Source organism: Streptomyces hesseae (assembly GCF_031845785.1).
GTDB lineage: Bacteria > Actinomycetota > Actinomycetes > Streptomycetales > Streptomycetaceae > Streptomyces > Streptomyces hesseae.
Map to the genome: position 1 here is coordinate 366,882 of NZ_JAVRFI010000004.1, position 22,547 is coordinate 389,428.

The 22,547-nt window shown below is 71.2% G+C and carries 16 protein-coding genes, 1 pseudogene and 1 riboswitch; of the genes and pseudogenes, 8 read left to right on the forward strand and 9 right to left on the reverse strand.

Features of this window, described 5'->3' with window-relative positions:
* Positions 1-100 precede the first annotated feature (100 nt).
* The 4 genes from RM609_RS09710 to RM609_RS09725 all read right to left on the reverse strand — a co-directional run bounded on the left by RM609_RS09710 (position 101) and on the right by RM609_RS09725 (position 6,567).
* Positions 101-2,509, reverse strand: a complete 2,409-nt coding sequence (locus RM609_RS09710) for a hydroxymethylglutaryl-coenzyme A reductase family protein (protein WP_311609599.1) — start codon at positions 2,507-2,509, stop codon at positions 101-103.
* Positions 2,506-3,804 carry an MFS transporter gene (locus RM609_RS09715; RefSeq protein ID WP_311609601.1) on the reverse strand — a complete coding sequence of 433 codons (1,299 nt, stop codon included), beginning with the start codon at positions 3,802-3,804 and terminating at the stop codon, positions 2,506-2,508. The genes RM609_RS09710 and RM609_RS09715 overlap by 4 nt, the downstream gene beginning before the upstream one ends.
* Positions 3,805-3,834: 30 nt before the next feature.
* On the reverse strand, positions 3,835-5,577 hold the full coding sequence (locus RM609_RS09720) for a CDP-glycerol glycerophosphotransferase family protein (RefSeq protein ID WP_311609603.1): 1,743 nt from the start codon (positions 5,575-5,577) through the stop codon (positions 3,835-3,837).
* A gap of 105 nt (positions 5,578-5,682) precedes the next feature.
* Positions 5,683-6,567, reverse strand: a complete 885-nt coding sequence (locus tag RM609_RS09725; RefSeq protein ID WP_311609604.1) for a DUF4190 domain-containing protein — start codon at positions 6,565-6,567, stop codon at positions 5,683-5,685.
* Between the two features lie 290 nt (positions 6,568-6,857).
* Between RM609_RS09725 and RM609_RS09730 the strand changes: the two genes are divergently transcribed.
* The 5 genes from RM609_RS09730 to RM609_RS09750 all read left to right on the forward strand — a co-directional run bounded on the left by RM609_RS09730 (position 6,858) and on the right by RM609_RS09750 (position 12,445).
* On the forward strand, positions 6,858-8,363 hold the full coding sequence (locus RM609_RS09730; RefSeq protein ID WP_311609605.1) for an RICIN domain-containing protein: 1,506 nt from the start codon (positions 6,858-6,860) through the stop codon (positions 8,361-8,363).
* 327 nt (positions 8,364-8,690) lie between these two features.
* Positions 8,691-9,179, forward strand: a complete 489-nt coding sequence (locus tag RM609_RS09735; RefSeq protein WP_311609606.1) for a helix-turn-helix domain-containing protein — start codon at positions 8,691-8,693, stop codon at positions 9,177-9,179.
* A complete protein-coding gene (locus RM609_RS09740) occupies positions 9,176-9,826 on the forward strand; it encodes a hypothetical protein (RefSeq protein ID WP_311609607.1) in 651 nt (216 codons plus the stop codon). The genes RM609_RS09735 and RM609_RS09740 overlap by 4 nt, the downstream gene beginning before the upstream one ends.
* Positions 9,819-11,030, forward strand: coding sequence for an MAB_1171c family putative transporter (locus tag RM609_RS09745; protein ID WP_311609610.1), 1,212 nt, complete (start codon positions 9,819-9,821; stop codon positions 11,028-11,030). Before RM609_RS09740 ends, RM609_RS09745 begins: the two co-directional genes overlap by 8 nt.
* Before the next feature lie 215 nt (positions 11,031-11,245).
* Positions 11,246-12,445 carry a cytochrome P450 family protein gene (locus RM609_RS09750; protein WP_311609611.1) on the forward strand — a complete coding sequence of 400 codons (1,200 nt, stop codon included), beginning with the start codon at positions 11,246-11,248 and terminating at the stop codon, positions 12,443-12,445.
* Positions 12,446-12,576: 131 nt separating this feature from the next.
* Here the strand turns inward: RM609_RS09750 and RM609_RS09755 are convergent, their stop codons facing one another.
* Positions 12,577-13,167, reverse strand: coding sequence for a YIP1 family protein (locus RM609_RS09755; protein ID WP_311609612.1), 591 nt, complete (start codon positions 13,165-13,167; stop codon positions 12,577-12,579).
* A 72-nt stretch (positions 13,168-13,239) separates the two neighbouring features.
* Complete coding sequence (locus RM609_RS09760; RefSeq protein ID WP_311609614.1) at positions 13,240-14,832, reverse strand: APC family permease; 1,593 nt, start codon at positions 14,830-14,832, stop codon at positions 13,240-13,242.
* Positions 14,833-14,981: 149 nt separating this feature from the next.
* Positions 14,982-15,194: riboswitch (cobalamin riboswitch) on the forward strand.
* 30 nt (positions 15,195-15,224) lie between these two features.
* Here RM609_RS09760 and nicT point away from each other — a divergent pair.
* Positions 15,225-16,349, forward strand: coding sequence for a Nickel transporter NicT (nicT, locus tag RM609_RS09765; RefSeq protein WP_311609616.1), 1,125 nt, complete (start codon positions 15,225-15,227; stop codon positions 16,347-16,349).
* Positions 16,350-16,365: 16 nt separating this feature from the next.
* Here the strand turns inward: nicT and RM609_RS09770 are convergent, their stop codons facing one another.
* The 3 genes and pseudogenes from RM609_RS09770 to RM609_RS09780 form a co-directional block, all read right to left on the reverse strand.
* Complete coding sequence (locus RM609_RS09770; protein ID WP_311609617.1) at positions 16,366-16,578, reverse strand: hypothetical protein; 213 nt, start codon at positions 16,576-16,578, stop codon at positions 16,366-16,368.
* A gap of 74 nt (positions 16,579-16,652) precedes the next feature.
* Positions 16,653-17,811, reverse strand: a pseudogene (locus tag RM609_RS09775) (sensor histidine kinase).
* Positions 17,804-18,514 (reverse strand): response regulator transcription factor, encoded by a 711-nt coding sequence (locus RM609_RS09780; RefSeq protein ID WP_311609618.1) that lies wholly within the window; start codon positions 18,512-18,514, stop codon positions 17,804-17,806. The pseudogene RM609_RS09775 and the gene RM609_RS09780 overlap by 8 nt, the downstream one beginning before the upstream one ends.
* A gap of 151 nt (positions 18,515-18,665) precedes the next feature.
* On the opposite strand from RM609_RS09780, the gene uvrA reads away from it, so the two are divergent.
* Positions 18,666-21,053, forward strand: coding sequence for an excinuclease ABC subunit UvrA (gene uvrA, locus RM609_RS09785; protein WP_311609619.1), 2,388 nt, complete (start codon positions 18,666-18,668; stop codon positions 21,051-21,053).
* Positions 21,054-21,166: 113 nt separating this feature from the next.
* Entirely contained in the window at positions 21,167-22,369 is a 1,203-nt protein-coding gene (locus RM609_RS09790) for an FAD-dependent monooxygenase (RefSeq protein ID WP_311609620.1), read from the forward strand.
* The last annotated feature ends 178 nt before the right edge of the window (positions 22,370-22,547 follow it).

The window sequence follows — 22,547 nt, forward strand, 5'->3', positions numbered from 1 at the left end:
GATACGGCACGATGAGAGGTGAAGCACTGCTTCCGGCTCTCACCCACGTGGCTCAACGCGACAGCGTGACCGGAGTTACGGTCCGACGAGATGGACAGTGTTATGAGATTTCGCCGGCCGCTTTGGCTTCCGCCAGATCGATCAAGGCCCAGAGGTTCCGCCACCACTGCTCGAGAAAGCCGTAGTGACGAACGGTGTGCGCCACGAAGTAGAGCCCGAAGCGGTTGACTGCCAGATCCCTGAGGGCGAGGCGGTACCCGGTTTTCCACCGGTCCCTGTCGATGACGGTCCGGGCATGCGTCTCGAGCGACCGCCGGTGGACTTCCGAAAGCTCCTCGACCGTCGTGGCATTGATGTCAGCGGGTTCCAGGGCGGTGCAGAGCAGTTCCGCCAGGTCGTGCTGGGGAATGTGCAGGGTGGCGAGTTCCCAGTCGTAGGCGCACAGCCTTCCGTCCGCCCGGATGGCGAGGTTGCGGGGATTGAAATCGTTGTGCGCGAGGGTCCTCGGCATCGCCTCGATCCGCGGCCACCAGCGGTCGATGGTCCCGATAAAGGAAACCAGCCGGTCGTGGTGGTGTCCGTCGACGACTTCGGGGAACTCCTGCGCCGAGTGGTCGGCCAGGGCCAGCCACAGGTCCCTCATCTCCACCATGTCACCGGCGTTGGGAACGTGCCCGATCCATGGCATCCGGCGGAGCGCCGATTCCTTGCCGTACCAGACGGAGTGGAGTTGCCCGAGGTCGCGCAGGGCGATTTCGAGATGCCGGCGTGACCAGCCGAGCGCCTGATCCGACGTGTCCATCCGCGCCATGCCGCCGAGACACTCCATGACGATGACATACGCCTCTCGCCGGTCATCGCGGTAGGTCCGGTACTGCTTCGGCACCAGGCTGGTGAAGCGGGTGTCGGTCTGCTCGTACAGGGCCAGTTCCCGTACATCGCATCCCACGAATCCGAGGCGTTGGTCGAATCTGCGGTAGTGGGTCGCCACCGGGCCTCCGCACAGGGCGGCTGCCAGCCCGGCCATCTTGATGACCTCCCGGTCGGTGGGCTTGACCTTGACCATGACGTCGAGCTTCTGCTCCGCGTCGTCGTGGTCGACCCTCAGCTGCATCGGAAAGAGCCCGACGGCTTTCTTCACCGTCCGCGACGTCAGCTCCGACAGGACGCTGGGCCCCATGGGAATGTGGACGGTCTCGACACCGGTGACCTTGACGCCCGGCATTGCGGAATGGCCCAGCGCCGACTCGAAGAACTGGGCGTCCAGCTCGTCGAGCTGGAACCAGCGCACAGGCCTGTTGCGCCCGAGGCGTTCATGAGCGCTGGCGAACTGCCCGGAGACGGCTGCCGAGACCGTCGAGAGGTCCAGGGCCAGTGCGAAGCCGGCGATGATTTCCGCCAGCCGGGCCGCGCTTCCCCGGCCCGTACAGCCCATCGATTCCAGGAGTTCGTGCTGCGTGGGGAGGTGGGTGCCGCCGCCGACCGTGCCGACCGCCAGACCGGGGAGGGTCATGCTCGCGTAGACGCCGTCCGGCGTCCGTTCGAGGATGAACTGTCCCACGCTCGACTCGTGAACGCAGGCGATGTCCTGGCCCGTCGCGGTGAAAATGGCCGCCACCATGTTGGCGGTGTTCGCGTTCGAGCCCAGCACTCCGCTGTGCACAGCCCCGGCCGCGATGTGCTGATAGCCCCTGACCAGTTCGTCGGGGGTGGTCTTGAGGACCCGCTCGACAATGCCCCCTGGCAGGAGGCAGTCGGCGGACACCCTGATTCCACGGCCTTCCCCCATGGCCTGGGACGATGCCTTCTTGTCGCCCGAGGTGTTCCCCTCGACGATGAACGATTCGAGTTCCCCGTCCCCGACCAGATGCCGCTGCTCCAGAATCCACTGACAGGCATGCCAGGTACAGGCGGTGGTCATGTTCTGTCCTGCCGCGTCACCGGTGGTGTACCTGAATCTCAGGTGAACGGTCCTGCCCAGCACCACGGGTTCGATCGAGACGAGTTCGGCATGGTTGGAGACTTGCCGGACGGCCGTGCGGAGGTCGCCGAGGTGCTGGGGAATCGCCGAGGCGAAACGGCCGGCGGCCGACAGCCGGGAAAACGCGAAAACGGGTGCGCGCGTCATCGCCTGTGAGACGGCGCGGGTGCTGACGCCACCCGCCATGGTGACGGCCAGGGCTCCCCGCGTCGCCGACGACACGAGGGCGCCCTCCGTGGTCGCCATGGGGGCATAGACCTCGCCCTGGACGTTCTCCCCGCGGAACAGCAAGGGCCCGGCCACACCGACCGGGATCTCGACGGCGCCGACGAATCCTTCGACGTTCCCGGTGAGTTTGCCGGCGTCGAGCTGTGTGTGCTGCAAGGAGTCCAGCCCCAGCCGGGTGATGGAGCGAAGCCAGCCGAGCCGCTGAAGGCGTGCCGACTCCGTGTAGATCCCCCTGGCGGGAACGTACCGTCCGACGGGACGGGACTGACGGGACTGGCCCGGAAGTCCTCCAGGGCTCATGCGGCATCACTTTCCTTCTGCGGGCACACGTGCCCGACGGGTTTCTTCGGGGCGGCGGTGCCCTCGGGCATTTCGGGCACCTCGGGGAGCGAGGAAGAGCGCAGTACGAGGAACGGGACGGCCAGGGCGAGGGTGCCGACGGCCAGGCCGTTCCACAGCCCGAGCCAGGTCCCGACGGCACCGGCGAGGAGTGCGGCCACCGGCTGGGAGCCGTAGATGACCCAACGGCTCGTGGCGAGCATGCGGCCCTGTAGCGCGGGGTCGCAGACGGCCTGACGGACGGTGCGCTGGGTGGAGCCCTGGACGACGGCACACCCCAACTGCACGAACATCCCCACATCGACGGCCACTTGCCAGGGGAGGCCGGGCATGGCGAACAGGAGCGGCACCTCGGTGAACGGGGCCAGGGCCAGGGAGGTGAGCATCACGCGCACCGGTCCGTAGCGCGCGACCACCGGGCGGACGACGAGCGCGCCGCACAACCCGCCGAGCGCGCCCACGCTGAGCGTCGTGCCCAGTGCCGCACTCGAATAGTGCAGTTGGCGCAGCAAGTAAACGGACCACAGCGTGTTGAGGAAAGCCGTGACGGCGACGTACGCGGTGGCGGCGAGCACCAACGGCCGGATCGTGGGATGGGACCACACATAGCGCATGCCCTCGGCCATCTCGGCCCGGAAGGTCGTGCTCCTCGCGGGCCGGGCGGCGGCCGCTTCGTGGGCGCGGATGCGCGTGAGGAGGAGGGCGCAGGCCAGGTAGGAGGCGACGTCCAGATAGATGGCATGGGTGGCGCCGAGGGTGGTGACCAAGGTGCCGCCGAGCTGGGAGCCGGCGCTTTCGGCCAGGGAATTGACACCGCTCAGCTTGGAGTTGGCCTCCAGCAGCCGCGAACGGGACAACAGGGAGGGAAGGAAGCTGATACGGGCGGTGGAGCTGAACACCTCCGACACCGCGCTCACCATCGCCACCCCGTACAGCAGCCCCAGGGACAGCCGGCCCGAGGCATCGGCGAGCGGGACGACGAGGAACGCGGCACCACTGGCCAGCGCCGCGCCCACCATCACGGGACGCTTGCGGTGCCGGTCCGCGAGTACCCCGGCGGGGAGCGACACCAGCAAGGGTGGGAGTTTCTGCGCGCACGACAGCAGCGCGACCTGCCAGACGGAGGCGTGGAGCGCCACCACCGCGATCAGCGGAAGTGCCACCTGCGTGACTCCGCTGCCCACGAGGTCGACGGCGTTCGCGCTCCAGTACCGGACGAAGCCCGGATGCCGCCAGAGGCTGCGTCGTACCGTCATATCTACGACAACGATCCGCAGGGGAAAGGGTTAGGGCGGGGACCAGGGGGTAATCACCACGTCCTCCTCCCGCACCCCGACCCGCAACGCGACCACCCCACCCGGCTCCCTCCCGGCCCGCAACAGCCCGTACACGACGGCCGCATGAAGCCCCGGCTCGCTCACGGGGCCGGTCGCCCGGGACTCCACCACCCGCCCGTCCCGCAGCGCGGTCACGCAGCCACCCGGAAAGCCCGCCGTCGCCAGCCGGCACCCCGGCCACCGGGCGAGCGTCTCGCGGGCCCGGGCCGCGGCCGCCGTGACCGACCCGTGCCCGCTGTCGGACGTGAGCACGGACGCACTGCCCAGCAGCCGCAGATCCCGCTCGCGCTCGTCGCACGCCAGGTGGACGAACACGTCATCGTCCTCGACGGGTTCGACGCCCCCGGTCACGACCGGCAGCCGGGTCACCTCCACCGCGCCGTCGGCGGTCACGCTCGCGCTGACCCACAGCGCCGTCACCTCCCGGCCCTCGGTCCGGGGCTCGGGCGCCGCGTACAGAGGCGGGGGCCCGGCGAGGGCGGGCTCGGGGAGCGCCAAAAGGCTGTAGATCAGCGACCGCAGGCGCTCCAGCGCCCGCCCGGGCTCGACGAAGGCGCCCGACGCCACCTTGACCACGCGTTCGGCGTCGTGCTCGGCCACGGCCCGTTCCAGTTGCGGGGCGAGCGGTGCGTGGGGGTCGAGGCGCGGCACGACGCGTCCCAGCTCCGCCATCGGCGTCCCCGGCACCGACTCCTCGCCGAACGCGGCGAACAGCAGCGGCGTGCCGAGCGCCGCGCCGTAGAAGGTCACCGAGCCGTGGTCGCCGACGAGGACGTCCGCCGCGACGAGCGCGGCCTGCCAGCCGCGCTGCGGCGGGACGAGCAGCAGCCCGGCGTCCAGGGCCGCCGCCTGGACCTGGCGGACCTGCCAGGAGCCGTGCGCGGACCAGACGTTGGGGTGGGCGACCGCGGCGACGCGGTGGTCGTCGGGGGAGAGCTCGGCCGTCAGCCGGGCGGGCAGCCCGGGGTCGGTGCCCAGCAGGGACTGCGGACCCCAGGTGGAGCTCAGCAGCACCAGCCGCTGTCCGTCCCGGACCCCCAGCGCCGCGCGGTAGCGGTCGCGCAGCGGCCGGGACGCCGTGAGCTGGTCGTGACAGGGGTCCCCGACCAGCCGGGCGCGGGCCGCCGGTCCGGGGTGGTGCTCGGCGAGTTGCGTGATCTGGTCGGGGTGGGAGACGGCGTGCCAGGCGCGCTCGTCGTCCATGACCCCCGACAGCCGCCGGCCGGTGCCGCGCGCGTCCGGGACCAACTTGTGGAAGCCGACGCCGTGCGGCAGGACGAGGACGGGGCAGTCGGCGGGGACGGGGGTCAGATCGATGTTCTCGCTGGCGGAGACGACGAGATGGCACTCCGTCCGGGCCAGCTGCCCCCAGGGCATGACCCGGACGCCCGCTGCCTGGAGGAGGTCGTGGACGCCGTCGTTGAAGGCGGAGGTGGGGTCGAAGGCGAAGACGACGTCGACGCGCGGGTCGGAGCGGCACAGCGCGGGGAGGGTGTCCAGCAACCGGACGGTGGAGGTGACGGTACGGGCCGCCGCGACCAGGATCCGTTCGCCCTGGAACGTCCGCCACCGCCGGGCGTCCGGCCCCACCGGAACGCGCAGATCGCCCGGTTCACCCGGTCTGCCCGGCTCCCGGCTCCCGGCTCCCGGCTCCCGGCTCCCTATGCTCCCGCCGCCTTTACCGTCTGCCATGCCGCCCCCGCAACCCTTTTGCGCCACTGCGCCCCCGCTTCACTGCCGCCCCCCACCGTAGGCGAATCCGGCCGGTCCGGCCCGGCTCACCTCTCGACCGGGTGGTCAGGGAGAGGTGGGGCCGGACCAGTAGGCGTCCGGCCACCGCTTGGCATCAGGGCTGAACTCGACCTCGGCCTTGTCGGCCGCGTCGGGCGGCAGCGAGAAGGCGTACTTGCCGACGGCTTCCTTGCCGGGCAGGACGTAGCCGGTGATGACCTTCTGGCGTCCGCTTCCGTCGATCACCAGCTCCGTGGAGGCCCCGTTGGCGTCGTTGACATTGGGCAGCCCTGTCTCGACCGGGAGCCGCTTGGTGCTGGTGTTGACGACGGTGACCGTCACCTCGACGGCCTTGTTCCCCTTCGCGTGGCCGTGTGCATAGTCGTCCGGGGTGAACGGCTGCGGCTTGGCCACTGTGACCTTCAAGCCGTTCTCGAATGTGTACGACTGGCCGAAGGACAGGTGCCTGGCCTTCTCCCGCGCCTTCTCCTTCTCCTCCTCCGCGGCGGCCGACGCCTTCACCCTCTCGTCCTTCGCACGAGCGTCGTCGGCGACCTCTTTCACCACCACCGCGAAGAACACACCGACGCCGGCCGAGATCAGGAGACCGGCCGCGCCCAGGATCACCCCGGCCAGTGCCATCGCCTTGTTGGTCGCCAGCCCCTTGCGCGCGTAGCTCAGTCCGACGAAGCCGAAGACCACGGCCAGCAGGGCCGGCAGCCAGGACACCCAGAACAGGATGACGGACAGGCCGAGGACCACGCCGGTGACGCCGAGGACGAGGGCCGTGACGCCCATGCCGTTGCGTGGCTGCGGCACCGGTATCGGGTACGGCGGCCAGTACGAGGGGACGGGGCCCGCCGGGCGGGGGCCCCACGGATTCTGGCCGGCCGGCCCCTGGCCTACAGGATCCACAGGATTCTGGTCGCCGGGCGGAGCGGGCATGGTCATGCAAAGTCCTTCAGGCAGGTCGAATCGGCAGATCAACGACACTACCAGCCGCTTTTACCATTTCATTGCCCAATGCGGGCGTGGCTCGGGCGCGAGCGCGGTGGCCTGCCCCGGCAGCTGGGCCCACTTCCTAGTGAACTCCCGTATTTCAGTCCGATTTCATCGGCTCGTACAAACTCACGGAATGACGACTGACGGTTCACGGACTCACCACGGAAGGTCACATGCGTAGACATAGGCACCCCAAGGGCGTCAGACGCCTCTTAACGGCTCCGATTCTCGCCCTGCTCATGCTCACCTCCGGCGTCATCGCCACCGCCGCCCCGGCGCAGGCCGCGGACTCCGATGCCTGGACGTTCACCAACACCGACGGCACCCTCAACGCGACAGGCAACAACGACGGAAACCAGATATCCGTCACCCCCGACGGCACCAACTACCGGAACTGGCGCCTGATCAAGCTCGGCGCCCCCGGCACGTTCAACATCGCCAGCACCTCCTCCGGGAAGTGCATCTACGCCACCCAGCCCGCCGTTCAGCAGTCCTGTGGCAAGGACGGCGAGCAGTGGAACTTCCGCCCCGTCGACGGCAAGCCCAACACGTTCGGCATCGTCCGCCGCGACGAGCGCAGCGGCACCGAGTGGTGCATGGACAACCGGGGCGGCCTCCACCTGTGGGGCATCCTCGCCCAGCCCAACGTCTGCAACGGCAGCGCGAGCCAGGAATGGACGGTTCCCGCGTCGAAGGCGGCCGAGGCGCGGAAGCTCGCCCTCGACTTCTATGCCGACCTGTGCTCCAAGAAGACCTCCACCTGCTCGTGGACGCAGAAGTCCGAAGGGCAGCCCGAAGTCCTGCCGCGTCAGCCCGCCTCGTCGGTCTGGTACAACGACACCAGCGGCAGCATGAAGCAGGTCTTCACCACGATCTACCACTCCGGCTGGGCACAGTCGTACTCCGCGGGCGTGTCGACCTCCGTCGGTGTCACCACCCCGGTCCAGGCGATGATCAGCAGTCAGCTCACCGCGACGCAGACCTACCAGTCCGACGAGAGCACCGTGAACGGCATCGCGATCGACGTCCCGGCCAAGAACTACGGTTGGGTCGACTTCGCGGCCGTCGGCAAGAAGGTCACCGGCACGTGGACCTTCGACACCGACAACCAGCCGTGGACCGCCGACGCGAGCGTGACCGTTCCCGTCATCAACTCGGCGGCCGGCTCCACTATGTACGTCGCCCACACCAGCACGACCCCGCCCGGCACCGGCACCGGCAGCGACGACGTCAAGCCCGCTGCTATCGCGAAGACCGCCAAGGCCACCGTGGACGTGCCCGAAGGTGGCAAGCTGACTGCCTACAAGGGCGGTGTCCAGGTCAACGCCGCCGACGGCAGCACGATCGCGACGGTGCAGCCCGGCACCGTCACGGACGCCAACGGCGCCACCCACAAGGTCAATCTCGCGGTGGACGGCAACACCGTCACCCAGACCATCGAAGGCGTCACCGACGACACCGTCACCGGCACGATCTCGCCCCCGACCTTCTCCCTGGGCAACGGCACCCCCGCCACCGCGATGAAGACCGTCCGGACGATGGCAGCGGCGAACTCCCTCATGGCCGCTCCCGCCTCCAGCAACAGCGACGACCACGACAAGTGCATGGCCGAGAAAATCGGCGTCAGCATCGTCAAGGGTGGTCTCGTGGGCGCCCTAAGCGGACCTGAAGGAGTCGCCATCGGTATGATGACCGGCGCATTCAAGGGCATCGCCAAGGGTGTCGTAATGTGCAGAAACAAGTGACCTGACCACCTGAACGACGCGTCCCCCTGCCCATGGACCGGCAGGGGGACGCAGTGTTTTCCCCGCAACCCTTTCGCGCCACCGCGCCCCCACCCCCGCCACCGCCCCCGCCATAGGCGAATCCGGCCGCTCCGGCCCGGCTCAACCCGTGGTTAAGCCCGTCATCCGCTTGTGATGCCCGGCGGACTAGTGCGTGGAGTTCCGGTCATGGCAGGATGCCACTCGTAGTCGCCACGGACTTAACTGGCCGTGAAAGGCAGTAATTGGTCGTATGTCGTACCAGGCCATGCGACCGCGGGACACAGCGCGTGTGAAGGAACGGGGCAGATGGCAAACGGGGGGGACAGGCCGGCATCGGCCGGTGACGCGGGCAGCCCGCTCGCGCAGCGGCTCAACTACCTGTTCGCGAACATGCACCCGCCCGGCGCGCCGTACACCAACGGGCACGTGGCCGAGGAGATCGGCCGCGGGGAGGAGTACGGCGGCGTCACGCTCACCGAGCAGTATCTGTCGATGCTGCGCAACGGCAAGCGCGCCAACCCCAGCCCGGACGTCCTGCGGGCGCTGGCGAAGTTCTTCGCCGTGCCGGTGGGGTATCTGATGGGCGATCTGTCGGCCTCCCAGGCCGAGCGCGTGGAGGAGGAGGTCCGCTTCCTCGTCGCGATGCGGGACCAGCGCGTCCGGGCCATCGCTCTGCGCTCGGTGGGCCTGCCCCCCGAGGTGCAGGACAGTCTGACCACGATCATCAGTCAGTTCCGGCAGCAGATGAACCTTCCGTCCGACCCGCCCGACGCGGGGGGTGTGGAGCGCCAGTGACCGTGACAGCGGAGGACGGCCTCTTCACCAACTGGCGGCGTACCGAGGACGAGGACGGTGCAAGCATGCGCGTGGGACGGATACGTCGCCGGTGCAAGCAGCTCATCCAGGAGCTCGCCCTGCCCGCGTCGACCGATCTCCAGGGTATGTGTGCCGCCGTCGCGCGCCATGTGGGCCGGCCCATCCATCTGGTGCCCATGGGTCTGGACGGGGTCGTCTCCGGTATGACGGCCACCACGGACGACGCGTACTGGGTCATCTACGAGCAGAAGACCTCCCCGTGGCACCAGGTCCACATCGTGCTGCACGAGATCGGCCATCTGCTGCTGGGCCACGACCAGGACCCCGCCGTCACCGAGGACGCCCTCAAGGTGTGGACGCCCTCGGTCGACGTGGCCACCGCCATGCGGCGGATGGGCCTGACCATGGGCCTCGCCCGGCACCACTGCTACGACAACCTCACCGAGCGCGAGACGGAGATCCTCGGCACCCTCCTCATGGCGAAGGTGGTGCCTCCGCCGCCGGGCCAGGACGTCCTGCTGGAGGGTCAGGCCGCCGAGCTCGCCGCGTCGCTGGGGCCCGCGCTCCAGCACGTCCGGCAGAAGATCCAGGACGGGTCGGCCGGCGGAAGGGGCGCCGGTGTTTGACGCCCTCTATCTGAGCTTCAGCGCTGTCACCTGGGCCATCGTCGGCTACAAGGCCCGGGCCTGGTTCCGCGACCGGGGCAATGTCGACCTGGGCCTGACCGCCCTGATGACCTCCGGCGTGCCGATCGTCTTCCTGTTCTCCGCGCCCAGCGTCTACCGCGCCTTCGACCGGCTGACGGGCGTCGCGAACCTGGCGATGGTCTTCCTCTACTCGGCCGTCGTGCTGTTCGCCTCCGGCGCCACCGTCCTGCTGCTGCGCTGGACCAGCCGGGGCGACGAGGGCGTCCACGCTCGTGCCGCGGCCCGCAGCCGTCTCGCGGTGTGGGCGGTCGGGCTGGCCTGGGCCGTGGCCGTCGTCTGCTTCCTCGCCGGCCGCCCGGACGACGTGGAGCACCCGCGCGACTTCAGCACCGCCTACGCCGACGCCCCCGGCGTCGTCGCCTTCCTGGTGATCTATCTGCTGATCTTCGGGGTGAGCCTCGCCGGGCTCGGTACGCTCTGCCCGCGCTACGCCGCCCAGCTGGGCCGCTCCTGGCTCGCCAGGGGGCTGCGAACCCTGGCCGCGGGCTGCTGGCTGGGTCTGGTGTACTGCGCCTGCAAGCTCGCCGGGTTCGCCCTGAGCTGGGCCGGGCACGAGCAGTACTGGCTGTCCAACGGGGTGGCCCCGATGACCGCTTCGGTGGCCGCGCTCCTGGTCCTGCTCGGCTTCTCGCTGCCGGCCGTCGGCCCCCGGGCCGCCGCCTGGCGCCGGCTGCGCCGACTGGAGCCGCTGTGGCGGGAGGTCACCGCCCACGCCCCCGAGGTCACCATCCCCGAGTCCCGCTGGACGGCCCGCTGGCCGCTCGCGGACCTGGAGTGGCGGGCCAACCGTCAGATGGCCGAGATCCGGGACATCCAGCGCGGCGTCCGCCGCCATGTCGAGCCCGTCACCCTGGAGATCGCCCGGGAGAAGGCCGGCGCCGCCGCCCTCGACGAGCACCGCACCGCCGCGGTGGTGGAGGCCGCCGCGCTCCGCAGGGGCCTGGGCAACCAGGTCGTGGGGCATGTGGCACGGCCGTCCGCCGACAGCGTGGTGATGACCGTGAGCGCCGACCCGGCGGAGGAACACGAGCACTTGGCGCGCGTCGCCGACGTCTTCCACGATCCGCTGGTCGACGCGGTGCTCACCGAACTACGGGAGCTCAGCGCGGCACGCCGCCCCTGACGGCGCGTGCGGCCCATGGACGAGGCGGCCCTGGACGGGGGTCAAGGCCGCCTACGACACAGGCCGGCGCCGGATTCCGACGGATCGGACGATCCATCGGAATCCGGCGCCGCTTGTGCGATTCCGCCCCTACTTCTTTCCGGTGTCCCGATCGAGATCTCCGGCACTCCGATCTGGACAAAAGGACCGGACGGTCCGGTCTAGAGTCGGATTCCATGCGATCGACCGACACCCCACCCCCACCCACGACGGCGGACCTGATATCCGACCCCTACGGCTCCTATGCCCGGCTCCGTGAGAGCGGCCCCGTGCACCGGTTCGAGGGCCCCGACGGCAAGCATGCCTGGCTGGTGACCCGTTACGACGACGTACGGGCCGCCCTCGCCGACCCCCGGCTCTCCCTCGACCGGAGCAACGCCCTGCCCGGCAACTACAGCGGCTTCTCGCTGCCCCCGGCGCTCGACGCCAACCTGCTGAACATGGACCCGCCCGACCACACCCGGCTGCGCCGGCTGGTGGTGAAGGCGTTCACCCCGGGCCGGGTGGAGAAGCTGCGCGGCCCGGTGCGGAGGTTCGCCGACGAACTGCTGGACGCCGTCGAGCCGGTGGGGCGGGCGGATCTGCTGGAGTCCTTCGCGGGCCCGCTGCCGGTCGCCGTGATCTGCCATCTGCTCGGCGTTCCCCAGGCGGACCGGGTCGACTTCCGGGCCTGGACGGACGCCATGATCACCCCCGACCGGACGCGGCCTCATCTGATGAAGGAGGCGGTCGGCTCCCTCATGGCCTTCTTCACCGGACTCATCGAGACCAAGCGCGCCGAGCCCGGCGACGACCTGCTCTCGGACCTGATCGCGGTGCAGGAGGCCGGGGACACGCTCTCCCGGGACGAGCTGACGTCCCTGGCGTTCCTCATCGTGTTCGGTGGATACGAGAACGTGACCCACCTCATCGGCAACACGGTTCTCGCCCTGCTGGACCGTCCTGAACTGCTTCAGACGGTGCGTAAGGATCCGGACGGTCTCGCGGCGCTCGTGGACGAGGTCAGCCGGTGGGACGGACCTCTTCCGCTGGCGATCCGGCGCTTCCCGGTGGAGGACGTGGAGATCGGCGGAGTGACGGTCCCGGCGGGTGAGACCGTTCTGCTGTCGCTGGCCTCGGCCAATCGCGACCCGGCCCGATTCCCCGACCCCGACCGCTTCGACCTGGGACGGGACCGCTCGGGGAACCTCGCGCTGGGCCATGGCATCCACTACTGCCTGGGCGCCGCGCTGGGCCGGATGGAGACGGAGACCGCGCTCGCCGCGCTGCTGGAGCGCTTCGAAAATCTGGAACTGGACGTTCCGAGGGAGGAGCTGACCTGGCGTCCGGCCATCCGGGCGCGTGGCCTGAATTCGCTCCCCGTTCGTTGGTCTTAGGACGACCGAACAGGTTTTTGATGCATAACCCATCCTTGATGAGGTAGAACTGTCCTCGAGCCCGCCCGGTGTGCATCCCCCGTCGCACCGGGCGGGCCTTCGTCGTCACCCCATCGCTCGGGCCCGCTCGCTCAGGCGCTGCCGGGCGGGAACTTGAGCAGCGTCACGGCCGCCAGCATCTGGAGGCTCACCGCCGCCACCGCCTTGTGGGTGGGCAGATGGTGCTGACCCCGTATCAGCAGCGTGGCGAGCGCGTAGCCGAAGGCCGCCGTCACCGACGCGGCGGCGCGCACCGGCACCGAACCGGACGGCAGCCAGGTGTCGAGGATCAGCCGGGGCAGATCGCTCGCCCAGAACAGCACGACGAACAGGCTCGCCGTGGGGGCGAACCTGCCGTTGCCGCCGAGCCGGCGGGCGATGGCGTGCGTGGCGGCGCCCAGCAGCAGACTGGCGAGCATCATCACCAGCGAGCCGATGGCCATGGCCTCCAGCGCCAGCAGGGGGCTGACCCCCCACTGCACCCAGAAGGAGTCGTTGGCCAGCGTCCCCAGCGCCCCGCACAGCAGGGACAGGAAGGCCGCCGCTCCCCAGACGCTCCGGTCCCGCGCCTCGTCGAGGACCTCGACGGGCCGGTACCAGAGCCCGAATATGAGGCGGTGCCAGAGCAGCTTGCGCGGCTGGGCACCGGGGGCGCGTGGGGGAGGGGCAGTGGTCACAGGCATGGGTGCCGTTTTATCACCGTTCGGCCGGACCGCAGGAGTCCGGGCGGCCCGGCCGGTGGAGCGGACGCCCCGTCAGGCCGGGGTGGGCGCCACGCCGCCGGGGCCCGTGCCGGGGTCCGGATCGTCGTCCCCCGCGTCGGTGACAGGCCCGCCGGAGACGGCCGTCACGGGCTCGGCGAGCCCGATGGCGGAGACCCCTCCGGGCAGGTACTCCTCACTGATCTCCCGCGGCCCGAACGGCCACACCTTCTCCCTCGCCGCCCACAGCACGAAGGCCACGCACCCCGCGCCCACCCAGGCCAGCGACCACTCGATGGGATGGCGGCCGGGGGAGTTCCGGTCGGCGAAGCCGTAGATCACCAGCCAGCCCGCCAGCGCCACCAGGCTCGGCAGCGGATAGAGCCACGTCCGGTACGGGCGCGGCAGTCCCGGTTGCCGGCGCCGCAGCACGGTCAAGGCCAGTACCTGCGACAGCGCCTGAAGGATCACCATGACCGCCATCAGCAACTGGATGATCGTCGCCAGGTCGGTATGACGGCCGATCAGGAAGCCGACGGCCGAGACCAGTCCCATCGTCGTCAGGGGCAGCACCGGGAAGCGCAGCCGCGGGTGGAGGGCGCCGAAGCGGCGGAAGAAGACGTTCTCCCGCGCGGCGTCCACGGGGATGCGCGAGCCGCCCAGGAGCCCGGTGAAGACCGACGCGAAGGCCGTGACGAGGATCAGCACGGTGACGACGTCCGCCGCGCCCTTGCCCCACGTCTGCTCCATGACCGCCGAGGCCACGGAGGACCCGGCCGTGGAGTCGGGGTCCAGCATCTCCCGCCAGTCGACGACGCCCAGGGTGCCGATCTGGAGCAGCAGATAGATGGCCATGATGCCGAGGATCGAGTAGATGATGGAACGTGGCATCACACGCCCGGGGTCCTTGATCTCGGCGCCCATGTAGGCGACGGTGCTGTAGCCCCCGTAGTCGTAGATGCCGATGGTCAGGCCCGCCGCGAAGCCCAGCCAGAACTGACCGGTCGTGAGGTCGAAGGCGCCCGCCGGGTAGGTGAAGGCCCGGTCCGGGCTGAAGTGGGTGAACGCGGCGACGATGACCAGGACGACGGAGGCGATCATCACGCACCACAGCACGGCCGTGATCCGCGCGATGCTCTCCACCCGCCGCCACAGCAGCCCGACGACCACCACGACGAACGCCAGGCCCGTCAGATCGCCCTGGGTCTGCGTCATGCCCGGCCAGAGATAGCCCAGGTACTGGACGAAACCGATCACACCCGTGGCCATGGCCAGCGGGATGAAGAGCATCGCCGTCCACACGAACAGGAACGGCACCAATCTGCCGGTCCGGTACTGGAACGCCTGCCGCAGATAGACATAGCTGCCGCCCGCGCCGGGCATCGCCGCGCCCAGCTCGGCCCACACCAGCCCGTCGGCCAGTGCCAGCACCGCCCCGGCGACAAAGCCGATGACCGCCTGTGGCCCGCCGAAGGAGGCCACCATCAGCGGAATGGTGACGAACGGTCCTATGCCGCACATCTGGCTCATATTGATGGCGGTGGCCTGGAACAGCCCGATACGGCGGACGAACGCCGACCGCTCTTCCGGAACCCCGGGCTCCGGTGTCCCGGGCCCCCGCTCGATGTCCCCTGCCGTGTCCGCCATTGGCGATCAGCCCTCTCTCGGCCGTCCGTCGAGGTCTTCCTGCACTCGTACACCGGGCCGCCCGGCGCGTCCATCACCTGCGGAGTGTCGGACCTTGCTGCGAGGAGATGGCAAGTGCCACATTCTCGCCCCGGAGCCCGGCCGGGACGTTATGGTTGCCCGGCCGTGGTGTTCGGGAAGACCGGTGAGGCCCCTCGTGGGCCGATTCCGGAGCGGCCCTCGCCACTGTGATCGGGGAGTGACCGTCCTCTTCCGCGCGCCCCGGCTCGTGGAGCCACTGGCAGCGTCCGGCTGCCGGGAAGGCGGGACGGTAACGCCAGTCACCCGTAAGCCAGGAGACCGGCCACGGCATCTCGAAATGATCCACGAGGTGCTGGAGCGTTCACCCCAAGATGTCCATATCCATAGCCACATCCACCGAACCGTCCCCGCCCGCCTTCCGCTGGCGGCGTGAGGACACCCTGCGGACCGCCGGCCTGCTGGCCGTCGTCGTCGCCCTCCACGTCGTCGCGTTCGGCGTGCTCTTCCTGCTGGTCGTGCCGAACCACTACACCGTCGGCTCCAAGGCCTTCGGCGTCGGCCTCGGCGTCACCGCCTACACCCTCGGCATGCGGCACGCCTTCGACGCCGACCACATCGCCGCCATCGACAACACCACCCGCAAGCTGATGGCGGACGGGCAGCGCCCGGTCTCCGTCGGCTTCTGGTTCGCCCTCGGCCACTCCAGCGTCGTCGTCCTGCTGACGCTGCTGGTCACCGGCGGCACCCGGCTGGCCGGGACGCTGATGAACGAGAACTCCACCACCCATCAGGCCCTCGGTGTCGTCGGCACCTCGGTCTCCGGCGGATTCCTCTACCTCATCGCCATCCTCAACCTCGTCGCCCTCGCCGGCATCATGAGGGTCTTCCGCGCCATGCGCGAGGGCCGCTACGACGAGGCCGAACTGGAGAAGCAGCTCGACTCGCGCGGCTTCATGAACCGCCTCCTGGGCCGTTTCACCCGCTCCATCAGCCGCCCCGGCCAGATGTACCCGCTGGGCTTCCTCTTCGGCCTGGGCTTCGACACCGCCACCGAGGTCACACTGATGGTCATGGCGGGCAGCGGCGCCGCCGCCGGGCTGCCCTGGTACGCGATCCTGTGCCTGCCGTTGCTGTTCGCGGCCGGCATGAGCCTGTTCGACACGCTCGACGGCACGTTCATGAACTTCGCCTACCAGTGGGCGTTCTCCAACCCCGTCAGAAAGGTCTACTACAACCTCACCATCACCGGGCTGTCCATCGCCGTAGCCTTCCTCATCGGCACCATCGAGCTGGTGGGCGTGCTCCACGAGAAGCTCGGCCTGGACGACGCGGTGACCGGCTGGATCGCGGGGCTGAACCTCGACAACGTCGGTTTCGTCATCGTCGGGCTGTTCGTGGTGGTCTGGGCCGTCGCCCTCGGCTACTGGCGCTTCGCCAAGGTCGAACAGCGCTGGGCGGCACGGACGGCTGCCGCCGGGGCGGGCGCGGACGGCTGAGGCCCCGGCCGGGGGATCAGGGGCGTTCGCAGCCCTGGTTCGCGCACGCCTTGCGGGCGCTGATCACCGGGGGGCTGCTCCCGGCCGACTCCTCCCGCACGACCACCAGGGCCGGCCCGCCGCAGGTCAGGCACGTCCGGGTCGAGGGATCCCACTCCCGCTCGATCGCCGCGGCGATCCTGCGCAGGGGGTCGGCGTCGACATCTGACTCGGCTCCGGTGTCGGACATGGGCCATCCCGCTCCACGGTCGTCGCTGCTCGCTCTGCCGGCGGGTGCATCGTGACGCACGACCCCTGATCACGTCAGCGTGTTGGGCCGTGATCCCCCTTCACGGGGTGGCGCGGCCCCGCGCTGACGGCCGTCGGGAGCGTCACCTCGAACCGGCAGCCGCCGGGCACGTTGTGGACCGACGCCCGGCCCGCGTGGGCCTCGACGATGCCGCGGACGATCGCCAGGCCCAGCCCCGCGCCCCCCCGGCCGGGTCCGGGCCGCCGAGCCCCGCCAGCCCGTCTCGAAGACCCGGGGAAGATCCTCCTCCGGGATGCCGCCGCAGCCGTCCGTCACCGACACCACCACCGCGTCCGCCTCGCGCCGCGCGGCCACCGCGACCGTGCCGTCGGGCGGGGTCCGCCGGATCGCGTTCACCAGGAGGTTCCCCAGGACCCGGGTCATCTCCTTGCCGTCCACCTCCACCGGCGCGGCGTCCACACCGTCCCCCACCAGCCGCACCCCGTGCTCCCGCGCCAGCGGCCCGGCACCCGCCAGGGCCTCGTCCACCAGGTCGTACACCGACATCCGGCTCGGGCGCAGCGGCAGGGCGCCCGCGTGGATGCGGGAGAGCTCGAAGAGGTCGCCCACCATGGTGTTGAGCCGGTCGACCTCGGTGCGGATCTGCCGGTGGTAGCGCGCGGGGTCCTCGGCGACGCCGTCCTCCAGCGCCTCGGACATGGCGCGCAGCCCCGCCAGCGGGGTACGCAGGTCGTGGGAGATCCAGGCCACCAGTTCGCGCCGCGAGGCGTCGAGGGCGCGTTCGCGATCCCGGGACTCGGCCAGCTTGGCGCTGGTGGCGGCGAGCTCCCGGGAGAGCGCGTCGAGTTCCGCCGTGGCGCCGCCGCCGGGGGCGGCGAAGGTGCCGCCCTCGCCGAAGGACCGGGCCGCGCGGGTCAGCGCGGCGCTACGGGCCACCACCCAGCGGCCGAGCAGCAGGGCCGTGGCGAGCGAGACCACGGCGGCCATCGCGCACACCGTCGTCACGACCGTCAGGTCGTGCGCGGACAGGAACATCGCCTGGGCCACGGCCAGCGTCCCGGCCAGCATCGCCGTCACCGACACGGCGGCCACCACGGCGAGGGAGACCGTCACCGACCGGTGCCGCAGGAGCCGCAGCGCCAGCGCCCCCAGCAGCCCGGCGGCGGCCGCGCCGAGGAACGCGAACAGGGCGATGAGCAGCGTGTCACCCATTCCCGGCCGCCTCCCCGGGCGCCTCGAAGCGGTAGCCGACGCCCCATACGGTCCGGATCAGCACGGGATTCGCCGGGTCGTCCTCGATCTTGGCGCGCAGCCGGCGTACGTGCACGGTCACCGTCGACACGTCCCCGAAGTCCCAGCCCCACACCTCGCGCATCAGCTCCTCGCGGGTACAGGCACGCCCCGGATGGCGCAGAAGGAAGGCGAGCAGGTCGAACTCGCGGAGGGTGAGGGCGAGGTCGGTGCCGTTCCTGGTGGCGCGGCGGCCCGTGGTGTCCAGGGCCAGCCCGGCGGCCCGCAGGGGCGGGGCGCTCGTGGGCGCAGCCGCCGCATGGGTACGGCGGAGGACGGACTCCACGCGCAGGACGAGCTCGCGGGGGCTGAACGGTTTGGTGACGTAGTCATCCGCACCGACTTCCAGGCCCAGGATGCGGTCCTCTTCGTCGCCGCGGGCCGTCAGCATGATGACCGGGAGGTGGTCATGCGTCCGGCGCAGGGCGCGGCAGACCTCCAGGCCGTCCAGGCCGCCGGGGAGCATGAGGTCGAGGACGACCAGGTCGGGGCGGTGGCGCGCCGCTTCGGTGAGGGCGGCTTCGCCGTTCTCGGTGCGGGTGACGGTGTGGCCTGCCTTTTGCAGGTAGCCGGTGACGACCTCGGCGACGGTGGGGTCGTCTTCCACGACGAGGATGTGGTGCATGTGGTCAGCTTCGCAGCCGGCCGAGGGGGGTGCGGGGTCGGGTGCGGCCCGGTGGTCCGGTTGTGCCCACCCTCCCCCAGCTACCGCTGGGAGGTGCCCCCAGCCCAGCGGGACGATTGCCCACAACCTCCGGGGACGTAGTATCGGGCTGATGCACGACCCCCACGTTCGCGTCCGCGGTGCGAAGACGCACAATCTCAAAGGCGTCGACGTCGACATCCCCCGCGACGCCCTCGTCGTCTTCACCGGTGTCTCCGGGTCCGGGAAGAGCTCGCTCGCCTTCGGGACGCTGTACGCCGAGGCCCAGCGGCGGTACTTCGAGTCCGTCGCGCCCTACGCCCGCCGGCTGATCCACCAGGTCGGCGCGCCGAAGGTGGAGGAGGTCAGCGGGCTGCCGCCCGCCGTCGCGCTGGAGCAGCGGCGCTCCGCGCCGACCTCGCGGTCCTCCGTCGGCACGGTCACCACGCTCTCCAACTCCCTGCGCATGCTCTTCTCCCGCGCCGGGAGCTACCCCGAGGGCGCCGGGCGCCTCGACTCCGACGCCTTCTCGCCGAACACGCCCGCCGGCGCGTGCCCCGAGTGCCACGGACTGGGCCGGGTCCACACCGTCACCGAGGACTCCCTCGTCCCCGACCCGTCGCTGTCCGTCCGCGACGGCGCCATCGCCGCCTGGCCCGGCGCCTGGCAGGGCAAGAACCTCCGCGACATCCTCGACACGCTGGGCCACGACATCGACCGGCCCTGGCGCGAGCTGCCGCGGGCCGACCGCGACTGGATCCTCTTCACCGACGAGCAGCCCGTCGTCACCGTGCACCCCGTCCGGGAGGCCGAGCGTATCCAGCGGCCCTACAAGGGCACCTACATGAGCGCCCGCCGCTATGTCCTCCACACCTTCGCCGACTCCAAGAGCGCCGCCCTGCGGGCCCGCGCCGAGCGGCACCTGGTGAGCGCGGACTGCCCGGCCTGCGCGGGGCGGCGGCTGCGCCCCGAGGCGCTCGCCGTCACCTTCGCCGGACGGGACATCGCCGAGCTCGCCGCCCTGCCGCTGGCCGCGCTGGCGGAGACGCTGCGCCCGACCCTCCAAGGGGACGGCGTGGCCGCCGCCCTGGCCCGCGACCTGATCGCCCGTATCGAGGTGCTCACCGAGCTCGGCCTCGGCTACCTCAGCACCGACCGCCCCACCCCCACCCTCTCCGCCGGCGAGCTCCAGCGGCTGCGGCTCGCCACCCAGCTGCGCTCGGGGCTGTTCGGGGTGGTGTACGTCCTGGACGAGCCGTCCGCCGGGCTGCACCCCGCCGACAGCGCCGCCCTGCTGACCGTGCTGGACCGGCTGAAGGCGGCGGGCAACTCGCTGTTCGTCGTCGAGCACCACATGGACGTCGTGCGCCGCGCCGACTGGATCGTCGACGTCGGCCCCCGGGCCGGGGAGCACGGCGGGCAGGTGCTCTACAGCGGGCCCGTCGAGGGGCTCGCGGACGTACCCGGGTCGGCGACCCGCCGGTTCGTCTTCCCCGAGGCCGCCCCCGCTCCCGTCCGGACGCCCCGGGAGCCGTCCGGCGCGCTGCGGCTGCGCGGGGTGAACCGGCACAACCTCCGCGACCTCGACGTGGACTTCCCGCTCGGCGTCTTCACGGCCGTCACGGGCGTGTCCGGCTCGGGCAAGTCGACGCTCGTCGGCCAGGTGCTGGCGGAGACCGTCGCCGCGCACCTCGACGGTACCGAAGTCGTCGCGAAGGCCGACGGGCCGGCGGCCGTCAGCCGGCTCGTACGCGTCGACCAGAAGCCCATCGGCCGCACCCCGCGCTCCAACCTCGCCACCTACACCGGGCTGTTCGACGCCGTCCGGAAGGTCTTCGCGGCCACCGACGAGGCCCGGGCCCGTGGCTACACCGCCGGGCGGTTCTCCTTCAACGTCGTCGCGGGACGCTGCGAGGTCTGCCAGGGCGAGGGGTTCGTCGCCGTCGAGCTGCTGTTCCTGCCCGGCACCTACACGCCGTGCACCGCCTGCCGGGGCGCCCGCTACAACCCCGAGACGCTGGAGGTCACCCACCGGGGCGCCACCATCGCGGACGTCCTCGACATGACCGTCGACGCGGCCGCCGAGTTCCTGGCCGACGTGCCGGCCGCCCGGCGCGGCCTGCGTACCCTCCAGGACGTCGGCCTGGGCTATCTGCGGCTGGGCCAGCCCGCGACCGAGCTCTCCGGCGGCGAGGCGCAGCGCATCAAGCTCGCCACCGAACTCCAGCGCGCCCACCGGGGCCACACCCTGTACGTCCTGGACGAGCCGACGACCGGGCTGCACCCCGCCGACACCGAGGTGCTGCTCCGTCAGCTGCACGGCCTGGTGGACGCGGGCCATTCGGTGGTGGTCGTCGAGCACGACATGGCCGTGGTGGCCGGTGCCGACCACGTCGTGGACCTCGGGCCCGGCGGGGGAGCGGAGGGCGGCCGGATCGTCGCCGCCGGCACCCCCGGACAGGTGGCGGGGGCCGCCGGGAGCGCCACCGCGCCGTATCTCGCCGCCGCCCTGGGGCGCTGACGGGCGGGCCACGCGCTCTGGACGCCTCCCATCGCGTCTGGTTTCGTCCTAGGCACAAGCACGTCCTAGTCACTTGTTCGAACGGACGCGATGTGGGGGGACTGAACCGGACCATGGCCCATGCCCTGATCATCGGTGGTGGCGTCGCCGGACCCGTGGCCGCGATGGCCCTGCGCCGGGCCGGCCTCGACGCGACCGTCTACGAGGCGGTCCCGGCCGGAGCCGGGCCGTCCGGATCGTTCCTCACCCTCTTCGCCAACGGGCTCTCGGCCCTGCGCGCCATCGGCGCCGACGAGCCCGTACGCGCGGTCTCCTGCGCGGCCGACACGGTCGAGTCCTACAGCGAGACCGGCCGGCTCCTCGGGCGGCGGCCCATGTCCGGCTCGGGCGAGGCCGGGCTGAGCCCCCGTACCGTCCCCCGGGCCGTGCTCTGCCGGGTGCTGCGGGAGGAGGCGGCCCGCCGGGGCATCCGTGTCGAGCAGGGCAAGCGGCTCGTCGGCCTCACCACCCGCTCCCACGGCCGGATGGTGGCGTCCTTCGCGGACGGCACCCACGCCGAGGGCTCCCTGGTGATCGGCGCCGACGGCATCCGCTCCCGGGTCCGCGCCCTCCTCGACCCGGCCTCGCCGCCGCCCCGCCACACCGGCCAGTTCACCGTGTCCGGGCGCACCGGGCCCCGCACCACCGTCGACGGCGCCGAACCGGCCCCGCCGCGCACCTTCCGGATGTACTACGGGCGGGGCGGCTTCTTCGGCTGCACCACGGCCCCGGACGGCAGCACCTTCTGGTTCGCCAACGTCCCCGGGCCGGAACTGCCCCGGGCCGTTCTCGCCGCCGCCACCCCCGACGGGTGGCGCCGCCGCGTCGGGGAGGTCTTCGCCGCCGACGACACCCCCGCCGCCGCCATCGTGGCCGCCACCGGCGACGACGTCGTCGGCGTCAACTGCTACGACCTGCCCAGCACGCCCGTGTGGCACGACGAACGGACCGTCCTCATCGGCGACGCCGCCCACGCCACCGCGCCCAACGCCGCCCAGGGCGCCTCCCTGGCCATCGAGGACGGCGTCGTCCTCGCCCGCTGCCTGCGCGACCTGCCGGGCACGGGGCGGGCGTTCGAGGGGTACGAGCGGCTGCGGCGCGAGCGCGTCGAACGCGTCGTCGCCCTGAGCGCCTCCCTCGCCCGCCGCAGACCGGTGACCGCCGAGGAGCGCCGCGCCCGCGACGCGGAGGTGGAGCGCCGCCTGGCCAGGCCCGGCCGCCCGGTCCGCGACTGGCTCACCGGCTACCGCATCGACTGGGCGGCACCGGTCCACTGACCCGGCGCCGGCCGCGGACCGGTGCCATCCGTACCCGCGCTCACGGACTCGACCCCGTCCGTACCCGCGCTCACGGACTCGACCCCGTCCGCAGGCTCTTCCTGACGGGCCACCGCTCGAGGCCCGTCGCCCGGACAGGTTCCTGTCCCCGTCCGGTGGTGGCTCCCTCGCGGAAGCT

Excerpts from the sequence above, each read along its gene's own strand:
- RM609_RS09710 (WP_311609599.1), bottom strand. The coding sequence starts at position 2,509 with ATGAGCCCTGGAGGACTTCCGGGCCAGTCCCGTCAGTCCCGTCCCGTC.
- RM609_RS09715 (WP_311609601.1), bottom strand. The coding sequence starts at position 3,804 with ATGACGGTACGACGCAGCCTCTGGCGGCATCCGGGCTTCGTCCGGTAC.
- RM609_RS09720 (WP_311609603.1), bottom strand. The coding sequence starts at position 5,577 with ATGGCAGACGGTAAAGGCGGCGGGAGCATAGGGAGCCGGGAGCCGGGA.
- RM609_RS09725 (WP_311609604.1), bottom strand. The coding sequence starts at position 6,567 with ATGACCATGCCCGCTCCGCCCGGCGACCAGAATCCTGTGGATCCTGTA.
- RM609_RS09730 (WP_311609605.1), top strand. The coding sequence starts at position 6,858 with ATGCTCACCTCCGGCGTCATCGCCACCGCCGCCCCGGCGCAGGCCGCG.
- RM609_RS09735 (WP_311609606.1), top strand. The coding sequence starts at position 8,691 with ATGGCAAACGGGGGGGACAGGCCGGCATCGGCCGGTGACGCGGGCAGC.
- RM609_RS09750 (WP_311609611.1), top strand. The coding sequence starts at position 11,246 with ATGCGATCGACCGACACCCCACCCCCACCCACGACGGCGGACCTGATA.
- RM609_RS09755 (WP_311609612.1), bottom strand. The coding sequence starts at position 13,167 with ATGCCTGTGACCACTGCCCCTCCCCCACGCGCCCCCGGTGCCCAGCCG.
- RM609_RS09760 (WP_311609614.1), bottom strand. The coding sequence starts at position 14,832 with ATGGCGGACACGGCAGGGGACATCGAGCGGGGGCCCGGGACACCGGAG.
- nicT (WP_311609616.1), top strand. The coding sequence starts at position 15,225 with ATGTCCATATCCATAGCCACATCCACCGAACCGTCCCCGCCCGCCTTC.
- RM609_RS09770 (WP_311609617.1), bottom strand. The coding sequence starts at position 16,578 with ATGTCCGACACCGGAGCCGAGTCAGATGTCGACGCCGACCCCCTGCGC.
- RM609_RS09780 (WP_311609618.1), bottom strand. The coding sequence starts at position 18,514 with ATGCACCACATCCTCGTCGTGGAAGACGACCCCACCGTCGCCGAGGTC.
- uvrA (WP_311609619.1), top strand. The coding sequence starts at position 18,666 with ATGCACGACCCCCACGTTCGCGTCCGCGGTGCGAAGACGCACAATCTC.
- RM609_RS09790 (WP_311609620.1), top strand. The coding sequence starts at position 21,167 with ATGGCCCATGCCCTGATCATCGGTGGTGGCGTCGCCGGACCCGTGGCC.